The organism is Paraburkholderia bannensis NBRC 103871, assembly GCF_000685015.1.
Lineage (GTDB): Bacteria > Pseudomonadota > Gammaproteobacteria > Burkholderiales > Burkholderiaceae > Paraburkholderia > Paraburkholderia bannensis.
In genome coordinates, this window is the sequence record NZ_BAYA01000015.1 from 1 (window position 1) to 17915 (window position 17915).

A 17915-nucleotide genomic window follows, 5' to 3' on the forward strand; every position below is an offset into this window, starting at 1 on the left:
CGCTGCCTGGAACCTGGAACTGGCCGATGGCGGAACCGAACTCACCTACACCTACGACGCCGAACACGAACGCAACGACATCATCGCGCTGCTCAAGAGCCTGGGCGACGCGGGCATCGGCTTCACGGATTTGAAGACGAGCCAGAGTTCGCTGGAGGACATCTTCGTGAGCCTCGTCGGCAAGGATGCGGCGCTCGCGGACAACGGCAAGGCAAAGGTGAGCGCCAAATGAATATCCACGCAATCCGCGCGATCTATCGCTTCGAAATGGCGCGCACGCGGCGCACGCTGATGCAGAGCATCGTCGCGCCGGTGATCTCGACTTCGCTGTACTTCATCGTGTTCGGCTCGGCGATCGGCTCGCGCATCAAGGAAGTGAACGGCGTGAGCTACGGCGCGTTCATCGTGCCGGGGCTCATCATGTTGTCGCTGCTGTCCCAGAGCATTTCGAACGCGTCGTTCGGGATTTATTTCCCGCGCTTCACGGGCACGATCTACGAGTTGCTGTCGGCGCCGGTGTCGTATGTCGAAATCGTCATCAGCTATGTGGGTGCGGCGGCGACCAAGTCGGTGCTGCTCGGGCTCATCATCCTCGCCACCGCCGCGCTGTTCGTGCCGATCCAGATTCAGCATCCGTTCTGGATGATCCTGTTCCTGCTGCTGACGGCGATCACGTTCAGCCTGCTCGGCTTCATCATCGGCATCTGGGCCGATAACTTCGAGAAGCTGCAGATCGTGCCGCTGCTCGTGATCACGCCGCTGACGTTTCTTGGCGGCAGTTTCTATTCGGTCGATATGCTGCCGCCCGCGTGGAAGGTGATTACGCTGTTCAACCCGATCGTGTACCTGATCAGCGGCTTCCGCTGGAGCTTTTACGGCCTGGCAGACGTTGCCGTGGGCGTGAGCCTTGGCATGACGGCGGCGTTTCTCGCGTTGTTCGTCGGAATTACCGCCTGGATCTTCAAGACGGGTTACCGGTTAAAGAACTGACGGTTTATCGGCACCCATACGAAAACGGGACGCGGCTTCAAAACCGCGTCCCGTTTTTTTTCGATTACAGCGCGGCCATCACGTGCCGCCAATCACGTGCCGCCAATCACGCGCCGCCAATCACGCGCCGCCAGCGCGCGCCAGCTCCGCGCTCAGAAAATCGACGAACGCGCGCACGCGCGTCGAAAGCTGGTGCCGCTGCGCGTAGACCGCGTAGATATCCGCGCCGGGCGTGCGGTACTCGGGCAGCACGACGACGAGACGGCCGTCCGCGATGTAGTCCTTCACGTCCCACTCCGCGCGCATCAGGATGCCGTGCCCTTCGAGCGCCCACTTCACGGCGATCTCGCCATCGTTGGTCGTCAGGTTGCCATTGACGCGAATCGCCTCGTTTTTCGCGTTCGCACCGCGCTCCGCCGTGAGCCGCCACACGCCATACGCTTCGTCGCCCTGACGAATGCCGATGCAGTTGTGACGCACGAGTTCGTGCGGCGACGCGGGCGTGCCGTGCTTCGCCAGGTACGCGGGCGCGGCGCACAGCAGACGCCGGTTCGCCGCAAGACGGCGCGCGATCACGCGCGCGTCGGGCGGCTCGCCAAAGCGGATGCAGACGTCGAAGCTGTCGTCCGTGAACGGCGGCGGCGTCACCGACAACTGCAACTGCACCGACACCTGAGGATGTTGTGCAACGAAGCGCGAAATCGCCGGGCCGATATGGCTGCGCCCGAAGCCGAGCGTCGCGTTCACGCGCAGCAAACCGGTCGGGCTGCGCCGCGAACTGCCGAGCAGCTCGCTTAGTTCCTCGACCTGGTCGAGGATGCGCCTCGCGTGCTCCAGATACACCTCGCCCTCGGGCGTGAGCAGCATGCGCCGCGTCGTGCGGTTGACGAGCGTGACGCCCGCGCGCTGCTCCATCTGGGTCAGGCGCTTGCTCACCGCGGCAGGCGTGAGGCCGAGTTCGCGCGCGGCGGCGCTCAGGCTGCCACAGGCCGCAAGCGTCGAAAAGAAGCCGAGATCGGCTGGGGAGACCACTTCAGTCACGGCGCCATCTTTAAGTTCAAGTTAATGATGGATTAAGTCTAGCACCGGTTACAGCACTCCAGGTTCGGTAAAGTGCCTCCCATCAAGCACTCAGATGAAGTGACGAGACCGGACACTCACGCACGGCGCCCGACCATTCCAGAACAAAACGGGCGCCTTCCCCAAGGTGGAGACATATGCAGACTCATCCCGAACTCGAAGCGCGCGTCTCGCGCAAGCTCATGTGGCGAATCATTCCCTTCGTCATGCTGCTGTATTTCGTCAGTTTTCTCGATCGCGTCAATGTGGGTTTTGCCGCCCTGTCGATGAACAAGGCGATTGGCCTGTCGCCGAGCGCATTTGGACTCGGCGGCGGCCTGTTCTTCATCGGCTACTTTCTGTGCGAAGTGCCGTCGAACCTGATCCTGCACCGCGTGGGCGCGCGCATCTGGATCGCGCGCGTGATGATTACGTGGGGCATTGTTTCCGGCATTTCGGCGTTCGTGATCGGCCCGAAAAGCTTTTACGTGCTGCGCTTCCTGCTGGGCGTCGCCGAAGCGGGCTTTTTCCCCGGCATCATCCTGTACCTGAGCCTGTGGTTCCCGGCCCGCCAGCGCGCCGTGGCCGCCGCGTGGTTCATGGCCGCCGCTCCGCTGTCCACGGCGATCGGCTCGCCGATCTCGGGCGCGATCATGCAGTTGCCCTCGGTGCTGGGCCTGGCCGACTGGCAGATGCTCTACGTCATCGAAGCCGTGCCTGCGGTGGTGCTGGGCTTCGTCGTGCTGCGCCGCCTGACCGACAGCCCGAAGCAAGCCACATGGCTCGCCGAAGACGAACGCAGCTGGCTCATCGCAAAGCTGCAAAAGGAAGCGAGCGAACGCGCCAGCCACTCGGGACACACGGCGGGTGCGCTGAGCGCGCTGCGCGACCCACGCGTGCTGGCGCTGGCGCTGATTTACTTCGGCACGTCGGCGGGCCTGTACACGCTCGGATTGTGGGCGCCGCTCATCATTCGCCAATATGGCTTCAGCGCGTTCGAGACCGGCCTGCTCAACGGCGTGCCCAGCCTGGTCGCGATGCTGGCGATGATTGTGTGGGCGCGCAGTTCGGATCGCACGGGAGAGCGCACCTGGCACGTCATCATCCCTTGCGTGCTGGCCTGCGTCGGCTTCATCTTCGCGGGACAGGCGACGACCGCGATGTTCGTGATCGGCGCACTCGTGCTCGTGAACGTGGGGATCAGCGCGGCAAAAGCGCCGCTCTGGGCGATGCCGAGCATGTTCCTGTCCGGCGCCGGCGCGGCGGCAGGCATTGCGATGATCAATTCGCTCGGCAACCTGGGCGGCTTCGTCGGGCCGGCCGTGATCGGGTGGCTGAAAAACGAAACAGGCAGCTATGCGGCGGGGCTTTACGTCGTCGCGGCGACGCTGGCGGTGTCGTCTATCGTGACACTGCTGTTGAGCCGGCGCGCAAGCACCGATGCCGTCATGACGCAGGTTCGCCACGACCACTGATCGATTTTTAAGACGCAGTATTCAGGAATGCAGAAGGAGTGCCCACGCGGCACTCCTTCTGTCGTTTACGGCGGCGATTTTCACAAGCCGATCACGGCGATTCAATCTTTAACTTCTAATCAAAGATGGATTGAATTTCGGCCCGGTTACAGCGTTTTCAGTTAGGTAAAGTGCTCACAGATCGAATGCTTTTGACCGACCCGAAGACGTCGCGCATTGGCGATCTGCCAACTCACCCCACAGTCACAGTATCAGGAGAAATCGTGGACAAGGAATCGAGTATCCAGTCCCTGACCGACACGATGGCCAAATTCACGGCCTATATCGGCAAGCGCCTGCCGAAGGACGTGAAGGCCAAGCTGTCCGAACTTCGCACGATGGAGACGAACCCGCTCGCGAAGTCGGTCTACGACTCCATGCACGGCAATCAGGAAGCCGCCGACAAGCTTAACCGCCCGAGCTGCCAGGACACCGGCGTGATCCAGTACTTCGTCGAAGCGGGCGCGCATTTCCCGCTGCTTGGCGAGCTTGAGGAGATCCTGCGCGGCGCGACCGAAGGCGCGACGAAGCTCGGCCCGCTGCGCCACAACGCCGTCGAGACCTTCGACGAAAAGAACACGGGAACCAACACCGGCACGCAGATTCCCTGGCTCGACTGGCGCATCGTGCCGGAGAAAGACAGCTGCACGATCGACGTCTACATGGCGGGCGGCGGCTGCACGCTGCCGGGCGCGGCCAAGGTGTTGATGCCGGGCCAGGGCTACGAAGGCGTGGCCGAATTCGTCATGGACGTGATCACCGAACGCGGCGTGAACGCCTGCCCGCCGTTGCTGGTTGGCGTGGGCGTGTCGACGTCGGTGGAAACAGCGGCGCGACTGTCCAAGCTCGCGATCCTGCGCCCCGTCGATTCGAAGAGCGACAACCCGCGCGCGGCGCTGATGGAAGAACTGCTCGAACAGGGCCTCAACGAAGTCGGCATCGGCCCGCAAGGTCTCACGGGCAACCACAGCGTGATGGGCGTGAACATCGAATCGTCGGCGCGCCATCCGTCCACCATCGGCGTGGCCATCAATACCGGCTGCTGGGCGCATCGTCGCGGCAAGATCCGCATCAACGCCGACCTGTCCTACGAAATTCTTTCCCACGAAGGGGTGGTGCTGTGAAGAAGGTGCTTACGACTCCCATCAAGTCCGAAGATCTTGAGGATCTGAACGTCGGCGACGTCGTCTACCTGACGGGCCGGCTCGTCACCTGCCGCGACGTGGCGCACCGCCGCCTGATCGAACAGGGCCGCGAACTGCCCGTGAATCTGGAAGGCGGCGCGATCTTTCACGCGGGCCCGATCGTGCGCAAGAAGGACGACGGCAGCTTCGAGATGGTCTCCATCGGCCCGACGACCAGCATGCGCATGGAGAAGTTCGAGCGCGAGTTCATCGAGCAGACGGGCGTGAAACTGATCGTCGGCAAGGGCGGCATGGGGCCGGAGACGGCCGCGGGCTGCCAGGAGCACAAGGCCGTGCACGCGATTTTCCCTGGCGGCTGCGCAGTGCTCGCGGCCACGCTGGTCGAGGAAATCGAAGGCGCCGAATGGCAGGATCTGGGCATGCCGGAAACGCTCTGGATCAATCGCGTGCGCGAATTCGGGCCGCTGATCATCTCGATCGACACCAAAGGCAATAACCTGATCCAGCAGAACAAGACCGTGTTCAACGAGAAGAAGAAGCCGATTCTCGATCGCATCAGCAAGGAACTCAGCTTTATCAAGTGAGTCCCTTCAAGGCACTGTGCGGGGTTTCGAGCGGGAAATCTTCGCACCATGCACAAGCGGCGCCGTGTGGATGCACGGCGCCGCTTTTTTTGTGCTTCGCGTCGGGATCAGGACACGGTCATGGCACATACGCGCCGCGCGCATTGAGCGAGCGTTCGGCTTCTTCCAGGTGCGCCACCGCGCCCGAACCTTCCAGCGCCAGCAGATGCGCGACCAGCGATTCGGCCAGCGCCGTCGCCGCCACCAGCGACGGGAAAAACGACGGGCTTTCGTGCGTGAAAATCAGCACCTTTTCGGCGTTCAGCGCGATGGGCGACACGGCGCTATCGGTAATCGCGATCAGCTTGCTGCCCTTTTCGAGCGCGGCTTCGGCCACGCGCACGGCCTCGACGGAATACGGCGCGAAGCTGACCACGATCGTCGCGCTATCGCGTTCGATGCCGAGCAACTGCATCTCCAGCGTGCCCGCCTCGCCGCCGAGCAGCGACACCGCCGGCCTGAACAGGCGATAGCCGTACACGAGGCCGAACGCCACCGCATAGCACGAACGGAAGCCCGCCACGTGCACGTGTCTGGCCTTCTTCAGCACGCGCGCGGCTTCGACCATCGCGCGTGCGTTGTGCGCGGAGCTGGCGTCCAGGTTGTGCTGCTGCGCGGTGAGCAGGTCGCGTGCGAGCGCATCCTTCGCGCTGCCCGCAACCAGCGAGCGAGCGCGGCTCGACAGCGGCTCGGGACGCGTGCGCACGCGCGCGACGAACAGGTCGCGCAACTCGTTCCAGCCCGGAAAGCCAAGCTGTTGCGAGAGCCGCACGAGCGAAGCGGGCTGCACCTGGGCGCGCTCCGCGACCTTGCGCATCGACGACACGGCGACTTCGTCGGGATGGTCGAGCAGGAAGGCCGCGCCGGTCTGGAATTGCGGACTCAGTTCGGCGAAACGCGCGCGAATGAGCGCGGCGAGCTGATCGAAGCTTTCAGGCATGTCGATGGGCGGAAGGAACCGGACAGTGGACGACAACAAATGTTACCACTGGTGTTGCGGGGTGTTGCCGTTTATGGGTTGTCCTGGTGAGTTGCTCTCCCGCCGCGTATTCGCTACATTCCGCCATGCATCGTCCCTGCGCTCTGGCGCAAACTGACTCCCCAATCGCGCATGCCCGTCATCACCTCATCCTCCGGCGCCACCCGCAGTTCGCTCTTCGAGCAGCTTAAGGCGCGCGTCGTCCTGCTCGGGCTGTTCGTCGGCTCGATGTGGGTGACGTTTCTCTTATCGGTTGCGCTGCCGTTCCTACATCTCAACCGTCTTGGCGTCGTGCCGCGCACGTTCAGCGGCCTGCGCGGCATCCTCTTCGCGCCATGGCTGCACGCGAGCTTTCTCCACATCATGTCGAATACGCCTGGCCTGCTGGTGCTCGGCTGGCTGTGCATGTGGCCGCGCATCGCCCACTTCTGGCAGGCCACAATCGGCGGGATGCTAGGTGCGGGGCTGTGCGCATGGCTATTTGGCGCGACGTATTCGGTACACATCGGTGCGAGCGGCGTCGTCTTCGGCTACGCGGGTTATCTCATCGCCTACGGCTTCTATAGCCGCAAGTTCGTCCCTACGCTCATCGCCCTCTTCGTCGCAGGCAGTTACGGCATCAGCATGTTTTATGGCGTGCTCCCCCTGACGCCGGGCGTCTCCTGGCAAAGCCATCTAGGCGGCCTGGCAGGCGGCATTTTCGCGGCGAAGTTATTTCACCAGAAGTCTGCGTAGCGGCTTTGTGAACGATTCCGGGCCGCCCCGCCTGCACTCACAAGCACTCACAAGCACTCACAAGCGGCGCACAGCATTGCGCGGATTCGATTTTCAAACCGGGCTGAATAATCTTTCAACGTCGGGGCGTATTCGCAGACCCGCACTGCGGCCAGAGAATGGCGGACATCTCAACGAAACGAGTTGCCCAACATGTCCACCCGTCATTTGTTCACGCCGATTGAATTCAACGGCCGCACGCTCGACCATCGCGTCGCGCTGGCTCCCATGACCCGCGCGCGCAGCACGCAGCCCGGCGACACGCCGAATGCCACCAACGCCCGCTACTACGCCCAGCGCGCAAGCGCCGCCCTGATCGTCACCGAGGCGACGCAGATCTCGCCGCAAGGCAAGGGCTATTCGTTCACGCCCGGCATCTACAACGACGAGCAGGTGGCGGGCTGGCGTCTCGTCACCGACGCCGTCCACGCCGAAGGCGGCACGATCTTCCTCCAGCTCTGGCACGTTGGCCGCATGTCGCATCCCGACTTCCACGACGGCGCGCTGCCGGTCGCCCCCTCGGCGATCCCGTTCGAAGGACAGATCTGGAAGGTCGACCCGGCCACCGGCGTGGGCGCGATGGTCGACTGCCCGACGCCGCGCGCCCTCACGACCGCCGAGGTGCGGCAGATCGTCGAAGACTTCCGCCTCGCCGCGCGACGCGCACGCGAAGCAGGGTTCGACGGCGTGGAAGTGCACGGCGCGAACGGCTACCTGATCGATCAATTCCTGCGCACGACCTCGAATCAGCGCGACGACGAATACGGCGGCTCGCGCGAAAACCGCCTGCGTTTCCTGCGTGAAGTGATCGATGCGATTGCCGGTGAAATCGGCGCCGAACGCACCGCGATCCGGCTCGCGCCGTTTCTCACCGCGCGCGGCATGGCCTGCCCCGACATCCTGCCGACCATGCTTGAAGCCGCAAGCTTCCTGCAATCGCGCGGCATCGCTTACCTGCACCTGGTCGAAGCGGACTGGGACGATGCGCCCGAATTCACCGAAGCGTTCCGCCGCGATATTCGCGCGCGCTTTACGCGGCCGATTATCGTCGCGGGCAGCTACGACGTCGCGAAAGCGAACTGGGTGCTCGGGCAGGGTTACGCCGATCTGGTCGCCTTCGGCCGGCCCTTCGTGGCCAACCCTGACCTGCCGGCGCGCCTGGCCAACGACTGGCCGCTCGCCGAACTCGACCCGGCCACGCTGTTCGGCGGCGACGCGCGCGGCTATACGGACTACCCGGCGTGGTCGGAGGAAACGCTTGAAGCGTAATTGTTGAGTTGCATGGGCAGACGCCCCAACGCGTCGACGGCAATCCAGGCCGTCAAGCGTGGGGGCTGCCCTGCTCAAGGTGCCGCAGCAGCTTGCCGACCATTGCGCTCACAACGAGCGAAAGAATCACGAAGAACACCGCAAGCGGCGTGAGCGACTGCACGGACACGAAACCCGCCAGCGCCATCATGGCCGACGACACGAGCAGCAGCGCACAGCCGAGAATCGCGCTCGTCATCCCGGCAATATGCGGGAACAGCGAATTGCCCTTGGCCATCAAGGTGGGATACATCGCCCCGGCGCAGAACCCCATCAGCAGCACCGGCGTGGCGAGCGTCCAGACCCGCAGGCCGACGGTCAGCGAGAGCACCAGCATCGCGATCGATGCGACCGCCATGAGGCGCGTGCCGATGCGCAGGCGTTGCTCCGGCGTCGGCAGTTTCGGGCCGTGCACGCGATTCGACAGGCCGCCCAGGAAGTACATCATGCCGATGCCCAGCGCGAGGTAGCCAAAGAACGTGGGCGGCTTGTGCAAGGTACCCTGCACCATGAACGGCCCGACGATATTGAAGACCAGCAGGATGCTGTAGCACAGCCCCTGGGCGAGAAAGCAGCTTTGAAACACCGGGCTCGACAGCACCTTGCGCGCGTTGTTCATGAGCGTGCGCGGCTCCAGATGCACGGGCTGGCGCAAGGTTTCGCGATAACGCCACAGGAACGCCCACATCACCACCGAACAGGCCAGCAGGAACACGAGACACGCCTGCCAGCCGAACCACGTCTGCAAATGCGCGCCGATCACCGGCGCGATAATCGGCGCCAGCCCCCACGCGATCGACATATAGGTGAAGGCGTGCACCAGCGCCATGCCGGTGAACGAATCCGTGATGATCGCCTTCGCGAGCAGGTTGGTGGTCGAGATCCCGAAGCCTTGCAGGCATCGCGCCACCAGGAACAGGCCGATATTGGGCGCGGCCAGCGAGAGCACGCAGCCGATCGTGTAGATCACCAGCCCGCCTGCCAGCACGCGCTTGCGCCCGTAGGCATCGGCGATCGGGCCGAACACCAGTTGCCCGAGCGCATACGCCGCCATGTAGCCGGAAACGCTCGACTGGATCGCCTGCGACGAGGTGGAGAAGTAATGCGCCATCGCGGGCAATGCGGGCACATACACGTCGATGGCGAATTGACCCGCCGAGGCGAACAGGCAGATCAGCACCAGCAGGAAAGCTGGCGTGTTCGATGCGCGCGGCAGTTCAAGGGTGCGGTCGAGGCTTTCGTGGCTCATGAGTACGTCGGGATGGCGAATTCGGCCGCCATACTAGCAAGAGTTGGACAAACCGGTGCAAGCGCGTTGGGGACTGACACGCGAGCGCCTGCCATTCAGGGCAGCATCGCCTGATTTGCGTTTTGCGCGCCAGGCGTCTTGAATAACGACTGGATACCCCAATTCGGAGGCCGCCCGACCATGACTGCGCCATCGCCCCTGCTGGAACCCGAAGTGCTCTTTTCAAGCGCGGGACGAGGATGGAGCGGACTGGACGCCGCGCTCGTGCGCGTCCCGCGCGGCCTGACCCATGTTCCGGGCGGCGAGATGCACAGACTCGGCCTGCACTACGGGCCGCCCGTCAATGCGGATTGCCAGTGCGACGGCCAGCGCCTGCGCCGCCTGCAAAAGCCTGGCGATATCGGCTTCGTGCCGGCAGGCATGGATTCGTCGTGGGAAGACGATGCGGAGTGCCGGATCCTGCGGCTGGCGCTGCCGCAGTCGCTGTTCGATCGGGTCGCGACGGATCTGGGCAAGGATGCGTCCAGCATCGACCTGATCCCGCAGATCCAGCTTCGCGATACGCGCATCGAGGCAATCGGCTGGGCGATCAAGACCGAACTGGAGGCGGATACGCCATCCGATCCGCTCTATATCGATCATCTTGCTAGCGCGCTCGTGATCCGGCTGTTCGATGCGGCCAGCGACGCCCACGGCATCATGGACAAGCACGCGCTCCTGGAACGGTCACGCACACCCAGGATGTCCACGCGTCAGTTGGGCCTGCTGACCGAGTTCATCGAGCGCAACCTCGACCAGTCGCTGCACATCGGCAGCCTGGCGACGTTTGCGGGCCTCAGCGCCACGCGCCTCAAGAGCCTGTTTCGCAACAGCACGGGCCAGTCCGTACATCAATACGTGATCCGCCGCCGCGCCGAACACGCCCGCATGCTGCTGGCGACGACCACGACGCCCGCGAGCGAGATCGCGCTCGCGTCCGGCTTTGCACACCAAAGCCACATGACGTCGACGATGCGCCGTGTACTCGGCCAGACGCCAGGCGAGATCGCCCGTCCGCGTCGATAAATCCGCCCGATTCTGCAAACGGGCGTCCGAACCTGCGCGAAGCCCGTCGCCCGATTGCCTAGCCTTGGCGTTCTTGCCACGCGACTAGGGAATCGAACATGTTCGCCATCGTTGGAGCGACTGGGAAAGTGGGGTATGCAACGGCATCGGCGCTGCGCAAAGCGGGCTTGCCGGTGCGAGGTATCGTGCGCGATGCGGCAAAAGGCAATCGGCTGCGCGAGATCGGCTGTGACATCGCGGTGGCCGATCTGCACGACGCCGCAGGCCTTGCGACGGCCATCGGAGACGCGAGCGGCGTGCAGGTCATCCTCCCGTCCGACCCGCGCGCGAGGGACACCGCGTTGGACATGCGCCACACGATCGAGAGCCTCGCGAACGCGCTGGAACAGACGCGTCCAATGCGTATTCTGGCCGTGTCCGACTATGGCGCACACGTGGCCCATGACATCGGCATGCCGTCGCTGTTTCGCGCTTTCGAGGCGCGGCTTGGCCAGCTCCAGGGTCAGAAGCTGATCCTGCGTTCGGCGGAACACATGGAGAACTGGGGGCGAGCGTTGCCTGCGGCCATGGCGTCCGGCGTGTTGCCGAGCTTTCAGGAGCCGCTCGACATGACCTGCCCAACGATATCGGCGCCGGATCTTGGACGCATCGCAGCGGATCTCTGGCTGCGGCCCGCAAGCGCAAAGGACAACAAAGACAAAGACGACAGGGACGTCGAGATCGTCCACGCCGAAGGCCCGCGCCGATATAGCGCCAGGGACGTCGCGGCAGCGTTGGGACAGTTGCTGGGCCGCGCTATCGACGTTCGCGCCGTGCCTCGCTCGCAATGGAAGGACGCATTCGAGCGGGTCATGAACGCCCCCCTGGCCGACCTGCTGATCAAGGCCAACGACGCCCGCAACGAAGGCGGCCTGGTCGACGTCGAACCGGCAGGCACGGTTTGCCACGGCACGACCGGGTTGATCGACGCGCTGCGGCCCCTCATCGCGACACGGTGATCTCGCCGGGAAGCGGCGGTGCGCGCCGCTCGCGCACGGGCACCCGGCCGCATCCCTGCGCTGTCAACCTCGCCCGCATTCTCGGAATTTCCTCATATGTCAGCGCCCGTTCGTGCGCTTCAATGGAACGCCCTATCAACCAAACGGGAGAAAATTGTCATGAGGAAAGTCTTTTTCGCGGGCGCGCTGGCGTTGGCCTCGATGGCTTCGCTGGCGTCCATTTCGGCCCTTGCGCAAGGCGCGCTACAACTGAGCGATCTGCGCGGCGTCGTCGATCCGGGCGGCGTCACCGGCTACATCAGCGGGATCGCCACCAACACGTCCGGCACACGGATCGACAACGCCACCATCACCATCAATCTGCTCAATGCCCAGGGCGAGATCCTGGGCACGACTTCGGTGAGCGGCGCCGGCATCGCGCCAGGGCAGCACTGGCGCTTTCGCGCGCCCACGACGGTGCCTTACGATCAGTCGGTCGTGGCGATGGTCAAGACGTCTTGACCGCGCAGTCCGAGGTGCCTGAAGTGCCTCAAGCACTTGTCAGGCCGATGGCGCCTGGAGCGGGGAATCCGCCACGGGCGCGCCCTGCTTCCCCCGCGCCACCAGCCGCAGGAACGCCCGCACCGCGGGCGCTCTTTCATGCTTGCGATAAACCAGTGCGAGTTCCGACGTAATCGGCTTGCCCGCGATGGGGCGATAGACAATGCCCGGCAGCGTCACGCAGCCCGCCAGCGCATCGGGGATCACCGCCACCCAGCCGTTCACCGACACGCATGCCAGCACCGCCAGCAACCCGCCCGGGCGCGCCGCGATACGCGGCACGAAGCGCCCGCGCCGCGCCAGTTCGAGCGTGCCGAACTCCTGCTCCGGCACGGCAAAGCTCGCTTCGGCGAGATCGGCGGCACGCAGCGTCTCGCTCTGGGCGAACACCGACCCGGCCGGCACCGCGGCCACGAAAGCGTCGCGTTGCAGCGTGGACAAACGCAGGGAATCCGGCAGCGCGAGCGGCGGCCGCACATAGGCAATGTCGAGCAACCCCGCCTCCAGGCGGCGGCCCACGTCGTCCATCGCGACTTCGGTCACGCTGACTTCCACGCGCGGCCACGCGGCGCGAAATTCGCCGATCGAGCGTTGCAACGCGCCCGAATACACCGCCGACGACACATAACCCGCCACGATGCGCCCCGCCTCGCCACGCGCCGCCAGTGCGGCAAGCTCCTCGCCGCGTTGCAGATGCTCCAGCGCCGCCGCCGCTTCGGGCAGGTAGGCCTCGCCCGCCGCCGTCAGCGACACCGCGCTGCGCGAGCGATGAAAAAGCCGCGCGCCCAGATGGCGCTCGGCTTCCTGGATATGCCGCGTGAGCGCAGGCGGCGCCATGTCGAGCTCCTCAGCGGCGCGCGCGAAGTGCAGATGGCGCGCCACGCTCAGGAACGCCCGCAGGTGACGCAGTTCGATACGGCTCATGATCGTTACTTGTTACTTGTTACTTGTTACTTTTGCGAAGCAAATCGCTATTTTATGGCAATGACTGAGAACCGTCGATGATGCGACGATGCGGGCTTGATCTTCGTTCTGCTGTGCTTGACTCCCGCTCTCATGTCCGAACCCTCCGTTTCCAGCGCCCCCGTCGATACCGCTTCGCCCGGCGCGAGCTTTTCGCAGCGCCATCCGAACATCACGCTCACGGTCGCCTCGGCGACCTGCGCCGTGATCGTGCTCGACACCAACGTCGTCGCCGTTTCGCTGCCGTCGATCGCGCATTCGTTCCATGCGAGCTTCGCGCAGATCGAGTGGGTCGTGAGCGCCTATATGACGGCGTTCGCGGCCTGCCTGCTGCCCGCAGGCGGCCTCGCCGACCGCTTCGGCCGCCGCCGCACGCTGCTCGGCGGTCTCGTGCTATTCGCGCTGGCGTCGCTCGCCTGCGGCGCGGCGCCGTCGGCGGCGTGGCTGATCGCGGCGCGCGCGGTCAAGGGCGTGGGCGCCGCGCTGCTGCTCACCGCCGCGCTTTCGGTGATCGCGCACCGCTTCGCGCAAGGCCCGGCCCGCGAGCGCGCCTGGGCGACCTGGGGCATGTGCATGGGCATCGCGACGACGCTCGCGCCATGGATCGGCGGCGCCATCACGCAGTGGGCCGGCTGGCGCTGGATTTTCCTGATGAATCCGCCGATCTGCCTCGCGCTCGGTGTCGGTGCGTGGATCGCGATTGACGAATCGCGCGATCCGCACGCCAAGCGCATCGATGCGCCCGGCAGCCTGCTGTTCGCGGCGGCGCTCGCGTGTGGCGTGTGGGCGCTGATCGGCATTCCGGCACATGGCTGGGATTCGGCGGCCACGCTCGGCCGGGTCGCGGCGAGCGCCGCGCTGATGGCCGCGTTCGTCTGCGCCGAGCGATGGCAGGCGCGCCCGATGATCGACCTCGCGCTGTTCGGCCGCGCGCGTTTTGTCGGCGCACTGCTGGCGATGTTCGGCTATGCGGCCTGCGCGCAGGTCATGATGACGTTCCTGCCGCTCTATCTCCAGATCGCCTTCGGCTTTTCCGCGCTGGCTGCGGGGCTGCGCATGCTGCCGTTCGCGATGGCGATGATCGTCGGGCCGACGCTCGGCGCAAAGCTTTCGCGGCGCTTTGCGACGGGCGGCGTGCTGAGCGCCGGTCTCGCGCTGATCGGGCTTGGCAATCTCGCGACGGCGGCGTGCGCGGCAAGCGGTCACTATGTATATGTCGCGCTCGCGATGCTCGTAACAGGCACCGGCGCGGGCATCATGAACGGCGATACGCAGAAGGCCATCATGGCGTGCGTGCCGCCGCAGCGCACCGGCATGGCCTCGGGCATCAGCACGACGACGCGCTTCGCGGCCATCGTCACGTCGGTCGGCGTGCTGGGCGCGGTGCTCGCGCTGCGCACGCACGACGCACTTGCGCAGCTCGTCGCGGCGTCACCGGCCGCCGCGCGCGCCGTTGATACGCACTTCATGGCGAGCCTGCTTGCAGGCGATCTGGCGGACGCGCTGCACGCGCTGGATGCGCCGGTCGTGCAGGTGCTCTCGCACGCCGCACCGCTTGCATTCGCTCAGGGCTTTTCGTGGGCGTTGCTGCTCAGCGGCGGCTTTGCGCTGGTTGCGGCGCTAGCCGTCAAGCTGCTCGCCGATGCGCGTGAGGCCTGAAGCATGAAGCTTCGTTGCGCCCGCAACAAAAAACAAAACGGGCTCGCCGAACAACAGCGAGCCCGTCTTCAGACAACGATCAGGTGACAGTCAGGCGACGATCATGCGAAGACTTCGCCCATCCATCGACCGCAACCGTCGATCAGAACGCGTGACGCATACCGACCGTGACCGCGACCTGCGTATCGGTCGACGACGGCGACAGCGTGTTGATCATCGCGTGCGAGAGCACCGAGCCTTGCGGCGCGCCGTGGACGTTCTGGTACACGCCTTCGAGGTAGAAGTCCGTGCGCTTGCTGATCGCGTAGTCCGTCTGGATCATGCCCGTGTTCCAGCCCGGGTTCGAGCCGTTGTACGCGCCGTGCGTGTACGTGTAGGCACCCGACACCGACCATGCCGGCGTGATCGCGTACTTCACGTTCGCTTCGAAGTTGTCCAGACGCAGCGAGCCCGCGAGCGAGCCTGCCGAGTCGTCGCCGCTGCCCAGGTACGTGCCCGTGCCGAACGAGAACACGCCCGAAGCGTTGTCGATCTGCGAGTGGCTCCACAGCAGGCCGGCGGTGACCGGGCCGTAGGTGTAGTTGCCGCCCAGCGACCAGATGCGCTGACGCTGCGCGACGAAGTTCGCGCTGGTGTCGCCGGTCGTGACCGCGCCGCTGCCGCTGCCCGCGTCGTTCAGTTGCAGGTAGCCGGCCGCGAGGTTGATCGGGCCTTGTGCATACGACACCGCGAAGCCGTACGAGCGGTTGTTCGCGAAGTTACCCGCCTGGTTGCTGAACGAGTACATCGTTTCGAACGTCACGCCGTACCACGTCGGGCTTGCGTACTTGACCGAATTGTTGATGACGACCGAATTCGCCGCGAGGTTGTCGTTCTCGAACGGATGCGCCGCGAGGCTGCCGCCCCACGTATTGAACGACGCCGAGATCGGGCCGACGAGATCGTTCATCACGTCGAACTGGCGGCCGAACGTGACCGTGCCGTATTGATCCGTCTGCAGACCGACCCACGCCTGCGAGCCAAACATGTCGCCCGAGAAGGCCTGTGCGCCGTTGTTGAGAATGAAGCCCTGCTCAAGCTTGAAGATCGCCTTCAGGCCGCCGCCGAGGTCTTCCGTGCCCTTGAGGCCGAACACCGTGTTCTGCGTGGAGCTGCTATTCAGTTGCCAGTTGCTGTGGCCCATCTGGTTGTTCGTGTAGACGAGACCGGTATCGATGAGGCCGTACAGCGTCACGCTGCTCTGCGCGTGAGCGGAAACTGCGAACGCGCCAGTGAGTGCGAGGGCGATTAGCGATTTTTTCATGTTTTATGGCTCCGAGTTTGGGCGTTAATTCATTGAATCGAATACGCTTTCCACGTGACACGTGCCGCTGCGCGCACGCCATTCGCAGATCCATGCGAATGGCGCGTAAAGCACGTCAATTGCGCAACGCCCCGATAATGACGAGCGATTATTGCGGACAATGCAATGCCCGCCTGCGCTTGCATTCACTGACAAGGCTGGCTCGCAGGCAAATACGCTCGTGACGTCGCGCCGCGTGGAAGAAAATACGATCACGCGCATCATAAGGCTTCGAAAATAAAAATTGCGTTGAAATTGAACCGGCGTTGCGCCAAAAGAACACCTCGCGATCCATGCTGGAAATCAAGGTGTAAATGAAGGTGCACGAGATCGCGCGTGCAGCGCTTATGCAGTGCAATGCCGCCCCAAAAGCGCGCATGAAACACAATAAATCGGCGAATAAGACGGCTTCGTAAAGAAAATGAAATGTTTTAATGAAAGCCATCGATTTCGCATCGATTTGAATGGTTGTGAACATCGCAAATGCGCGATGGAAATTCGCGGGGATTTCGAATGACGAATGCCGCCACATATTGAAGCTAGAATGCGCGGTATCGGTATCGGTATCGGCAAGAACGACAAGACAATCGACAATCGGGCCGCCAGGCTCAGGGAGACACGCCATGACCTTCGATGCTTCGCAAACTGCAGCCGTCACGTATCGCAACGGCATCGTCGAGAGCACGCATCGCGCCCATATCGCCGTCGCGAACGCAGGCGGCAAGATGCTGCACGCATTCAACGACCCGCATCGGCTCACGCTCGTGCGCTCGGCCGCCAAGCCCGCGCAGGCGCTGGCCATCATCGCGACCGGCGCGCTTGAGCGCTTCGGCTTCGACGACGGCGACCTCGCGCTCATGTGCGGCTCGAACAGCAGCGAGCCGCGTCATATCGAGCGCGCGCGCAGCATGCTTGCAAAAGTTGGCGTGGACGAATCGGCGATGCGTTGCGGCGGCCACGCGCCCCTCTCGGATGCGGTCTGGCGCGACTGGATCAAGCGCGGCTTCGAGCCCACGCCCGCGTGCAGCAACTGCTCGGGCAAGCACGTAGGCATGCTGGCGGCAGCGCGCGCGATGGGTGCGCCCATCGACGACTACCATGCAGCCGGCCATCCCCTGCAACTGCGCGTGAAGCACACCGTCGCCGAAGTCTGCGACCTGCCCGACGATGGCGTGCAATGGGGCATCGACGGCTGCAACCTGCCGACACCGGCCTTCCCGCTCGATCGGCTCGCGCGTCTTTACGCAAAGCTCGCACAGGCGGCGGACGGCGACGCAAAGGACGCGCGCGGTGAAGCACTCGCGCATATCTATCGCGCGATGACCACGCATCCGGAACTGGTCGCGGGCGAGCAGCGCTTCTGCACGACGCTGATGCGTGCGTTTGGCGGCGCGCTGGTCGGCAAGGTGGGCGCGGACGGCAGCTATGCGATTGGCGTGCGCAAGAGCGCGCTGAAGAACGCCGACGAAGCCATCGGCATCGCCGTGAAAGTGGAAGACGGAAACCTGACCGCGCTCTATGCGATCGTCGCGGCGGTGCTGCAGCAACTGGACATTGGCACGCCGGAACAACGGGCCGCACTGCGCGCGTTCGACAGGCCGCCCATCCGCAACACGATGGGCGTCGAAACCGGCTATCTGGAAGTGCGCGGCGATCTGCTGAGGGCATGATCGCCGCGCATTGAGCAACTCAAGCAACGCGAAGCGC

General features: G+C 64.4%; 17 protein-coding genes and 1 pseudogene. 12 read left to right on the forward strand and 6 right to left on the reverse strand.

Features of this window, described 5'->3' with window-relative positions; translation table 11 throughout:
- Together BBA01S_RS47620 and BBA01S_RS22330 are read left to right on the forward strand one after the other, a co-directional pair.
- Positions 1 to 232 (forward strand): annotated as a pseudogene (locus BBA01S_RS47620) (multidrug ABC transporter ATP-binding protein); the annotation flags it as partial.
- Positions 229 to 990, forward strand: a complete 762-nt coding sequence (locus tag BBA01S_RS22330; protein WP_027818398.1) for an ABC transporter permease — start codon at positions 229 to 231, stop codon at positions 988 to 990. The pseudogene BBA01S_RS47620 and the gene BBA01S_RS22330, both read left to right, overlap by 4 nt.
- Before the next feature lie 120 nt (positions 991 to 1110).
- Here the strand turns inward: BBA01S_RS22330 and BBA01S_RS22335 are convergent, their stop codons facing one another.
- Positions 1111 to 2031: a LysR family transcriptional regulator gene (locus tag BBA01S_RS22335; RefSeq protein ID WP_027818399.1), complete on the reverse strand. Its 921-nt coding sequence runs from the start codon at positions 2029 to 2031 to the stop codon at positions 1111 to 1113.
- A 176-nt stretch (positions 2032 to 2207) separates the two neighbouring features.
- Here BBA01S_RS22335 and BBA01S_RS22340 point away from each other — a divergent pair, with 176 nt between their 5' ends.
- From BBA01S_RS22340 to ttdB, 3 genes are all read left to right on the forward strand, one after another.
- Positions 2208 to 3524 carry an MFS transporter gene (locus tag BBA01S_RS22340; RefSeq protein WP_027818400.1) on the forward strand — a complete coding sequence of 439 codons (1317 nt, stop codon included), beginning with the start codon at positions 2208 to 2210 and terminating at the stop codon, positions 3522 to 3524.
- 302 nt (positions 3525 to 3826) lie between these two features.
- Positions 3827 to 4687, forward strand: a complete 861-nt coding sequence (ttdA, locus tag BBA01S_RS22345; RefSeq protein ID WP_407668331.1) for a L(+)-tartrate dehydratase subunit alpha — start codon at positions 3827 to 3829, stop codon at positions 4685 to 4687.
- The gene (gene ttdB, locus BBA01S_RS22350) at positions 4684 to 5292 is read left to right on the forward strand and encodes a L(+)-tartrate dehydratase subunit beta (protein ID WP_027818402.1); all 609 of its coding nucleotides are present in this window, start codon (positions 4684 to 4686) and stop codon (positions 5290 to 5292) included. The genes ttdA and ttdB overlap by 4 nt, the downstream gene beginning before the upstream one ends.
- Before the next feature lie 118 nt (positions 5293 to 5410).
- Here ttdB and BBA01S_RS22355 read toward each other — a convergent pair whose 3' ends face one another.
- Positions 5411 to 6271 carry a MurR/RpiR family transcriptional regulator gene (locus tag BBA01S_RS22355; protein WP_027818403.1) on the reverse strand — a complete coding sequence of 287 codons (861 nt, stop codon included), beginning with the start codon at positions 6269 to 6271 and terminating at the stop codon, positions 5411 to 5413.
- A 171-nt stretch (positions 6272 to 6442) separates the two neighbouring features.
- Here BBA01S_RS22355 and BBA01S_RS22360 point away from each other — a divergent pair, with 171 nt between their 5' ends.
- Both BBA01S_RS22360 and BBA01S_RS22365 read left to right on the forward strand, forming a co-directional pair.
- Entirely contained in the window at positions 6443 to 7045 is a 603-nt protein-coding gene (locus BBA01S_RS22360) for a rhomboid family intramembrane serine protease (protein WP_042297697.1), read from the forward strand.
- Positions 7046 to 7237: 192 nt separating this feature from the next.
- Entirely contained in the window at positions 7238 to 8353 is a 1116-nt protein-coding gene (locus BBA01S_RS22365; RefSeq protein ID WP_027818405.1) for an alkene reductase, read from the forward strand.
- Between the two features lie 52 nt (positions 8354 to 8405).
- Here the strand turns inward: BBA01S_RS22365 and BBA01S_RS22370 are convergent, their stop codons facing one another.
- Positions 8406 to 9641 carry a multidrug effflux MFS transporter gene (locus tag BBA01S_RS22370; RefSeq protein ID WP_027818406.1) on the reverse strand — a complete coding sequence of 412 codons (1236 nt, stop codon included), beginning with the start codon at positions 9639 to 9641 and terminating at the stop codon, positions 8406 to 8408.
- Positions 9642 to 9821: 180 nt separating this feature from the next.
- Between BBA01S_RS22370 and BBA01S_RS22375 the strand changes: the two genes are divergently transcribed.
- The 3 genes from BBA01S_RS22375 (at position 9822) to BBA01S_RS22385 (ending at position 12205) form a co-directional block, all read left to right on the forward strand.
- Positions 9822 to 10706, forward strand: a complete 885-nt coding sequence (locus tag BBA01S_RS22375) for a helix-turn-helix transcriptional regulator (protein ID WP_027818407.1) — start codon at positions 9822 to 9824, stop codon at positions 10704 to 10706.
- A gap of 98 nt (positions 10707 to 10804) precedes the next feature.
- A complete protein-coding gene (locus tag BBA01S_RS22380) occupies positions 10805 to 11704 on the forward strand; it encodes an NAD(P)H-binding protein (protein WP_027818408.1) in 900 nt (299 codons plus the stop codon).
- Between the two features lie 159 nt (positions 11705 to 11863).
- A complete protein-coding gene (locus BBA01S_RS22385) occupies positions 11864 to 12205 on the forward strand; it encodes an FxLYD domain-containing protein (protein WP_027818409.1) in 342 nt (113 codons plus the stop codon).
- Between the two features lie 39 nt (positions 12206 to 12244).
- Here BBA01S_RS22385 and BBA01S_RS42200 read toward each other — a convergent pair whose 3' ends face one another.
- Complete coding sequence (locus BBA01S_RS42200) at positions 12245 to 13168, reverse strand: LysR family transcriptional regulator (RefSeq protein ID WP_042297698.1); 924 nt, start codon at positions 13166 to 13168, stop codon at positions 12245 to 12247.
- 132 nt (positions 13169 to 13300) lie between these two features.
- Between BBA01S_RS42200 and BBA01S_RS22395 the strand changes: the two genes are divergently transcribed.
- Positions 13301 to 14866, forward strand: coding sequence for an MFS transporter (locus BBA01S_RS22395; protein WP_027818410.1), 1566 nt, complete (start codon positions 13301 to 13303; stop codon positions 14864 to 14866).
- A gap of 142 nt (positions 14867 to 15008) precedes the next feature.
- Here the strand turns inward: BBA01S_RS22395 and BBA01S_RS22400 are convergent, their stop codons facing one another.
- Both BBA01S_RS22400 and BBA01S_RS42205 read right to left on the reverse strand, forming a co-directional pair.
- Positions 15009 to 16169 carry a porin gene (locus tag BBA01S_RS22400; RefSeq protein ID WP_027818411.1) on the reverse strand — a complete coding sequence of 387 codons (1161 nt, stop codon included), beginning with the start codon at positions 16167 to 16169 and terminating at the stop codon, positions 15009 to 15011.
- Positions 16170 to 16317: 148 nt separating this feature from the next.
- Entirely contained in the window at positions 16318 to 16833 is a 516-nt protein-coding gene (locus BBA01S_RS42205; RefSeq protein ID WP_042297699.1) for a hypothetical protein, read from the reverse strand.
- On the opposite strand from BBA01S_RS42205, the gene BBA01S_RS22415 reads away from it, so the two are divergent.
- A complete protein-coding gene (locus BBA01S_RS22415; protein ID WP_027818413.1) occupies positions 16832 to 17878 on the forward strand; it encodes an asparaginase in 1047 nt (348 codons plus the stop codon). The genes BBA01S_RS42205 and BBA01S_RS22415 overlap by 2 nt on opposite strands.
- Positions 17879 to 17915 lie beyond the last annotated feature (37 nt).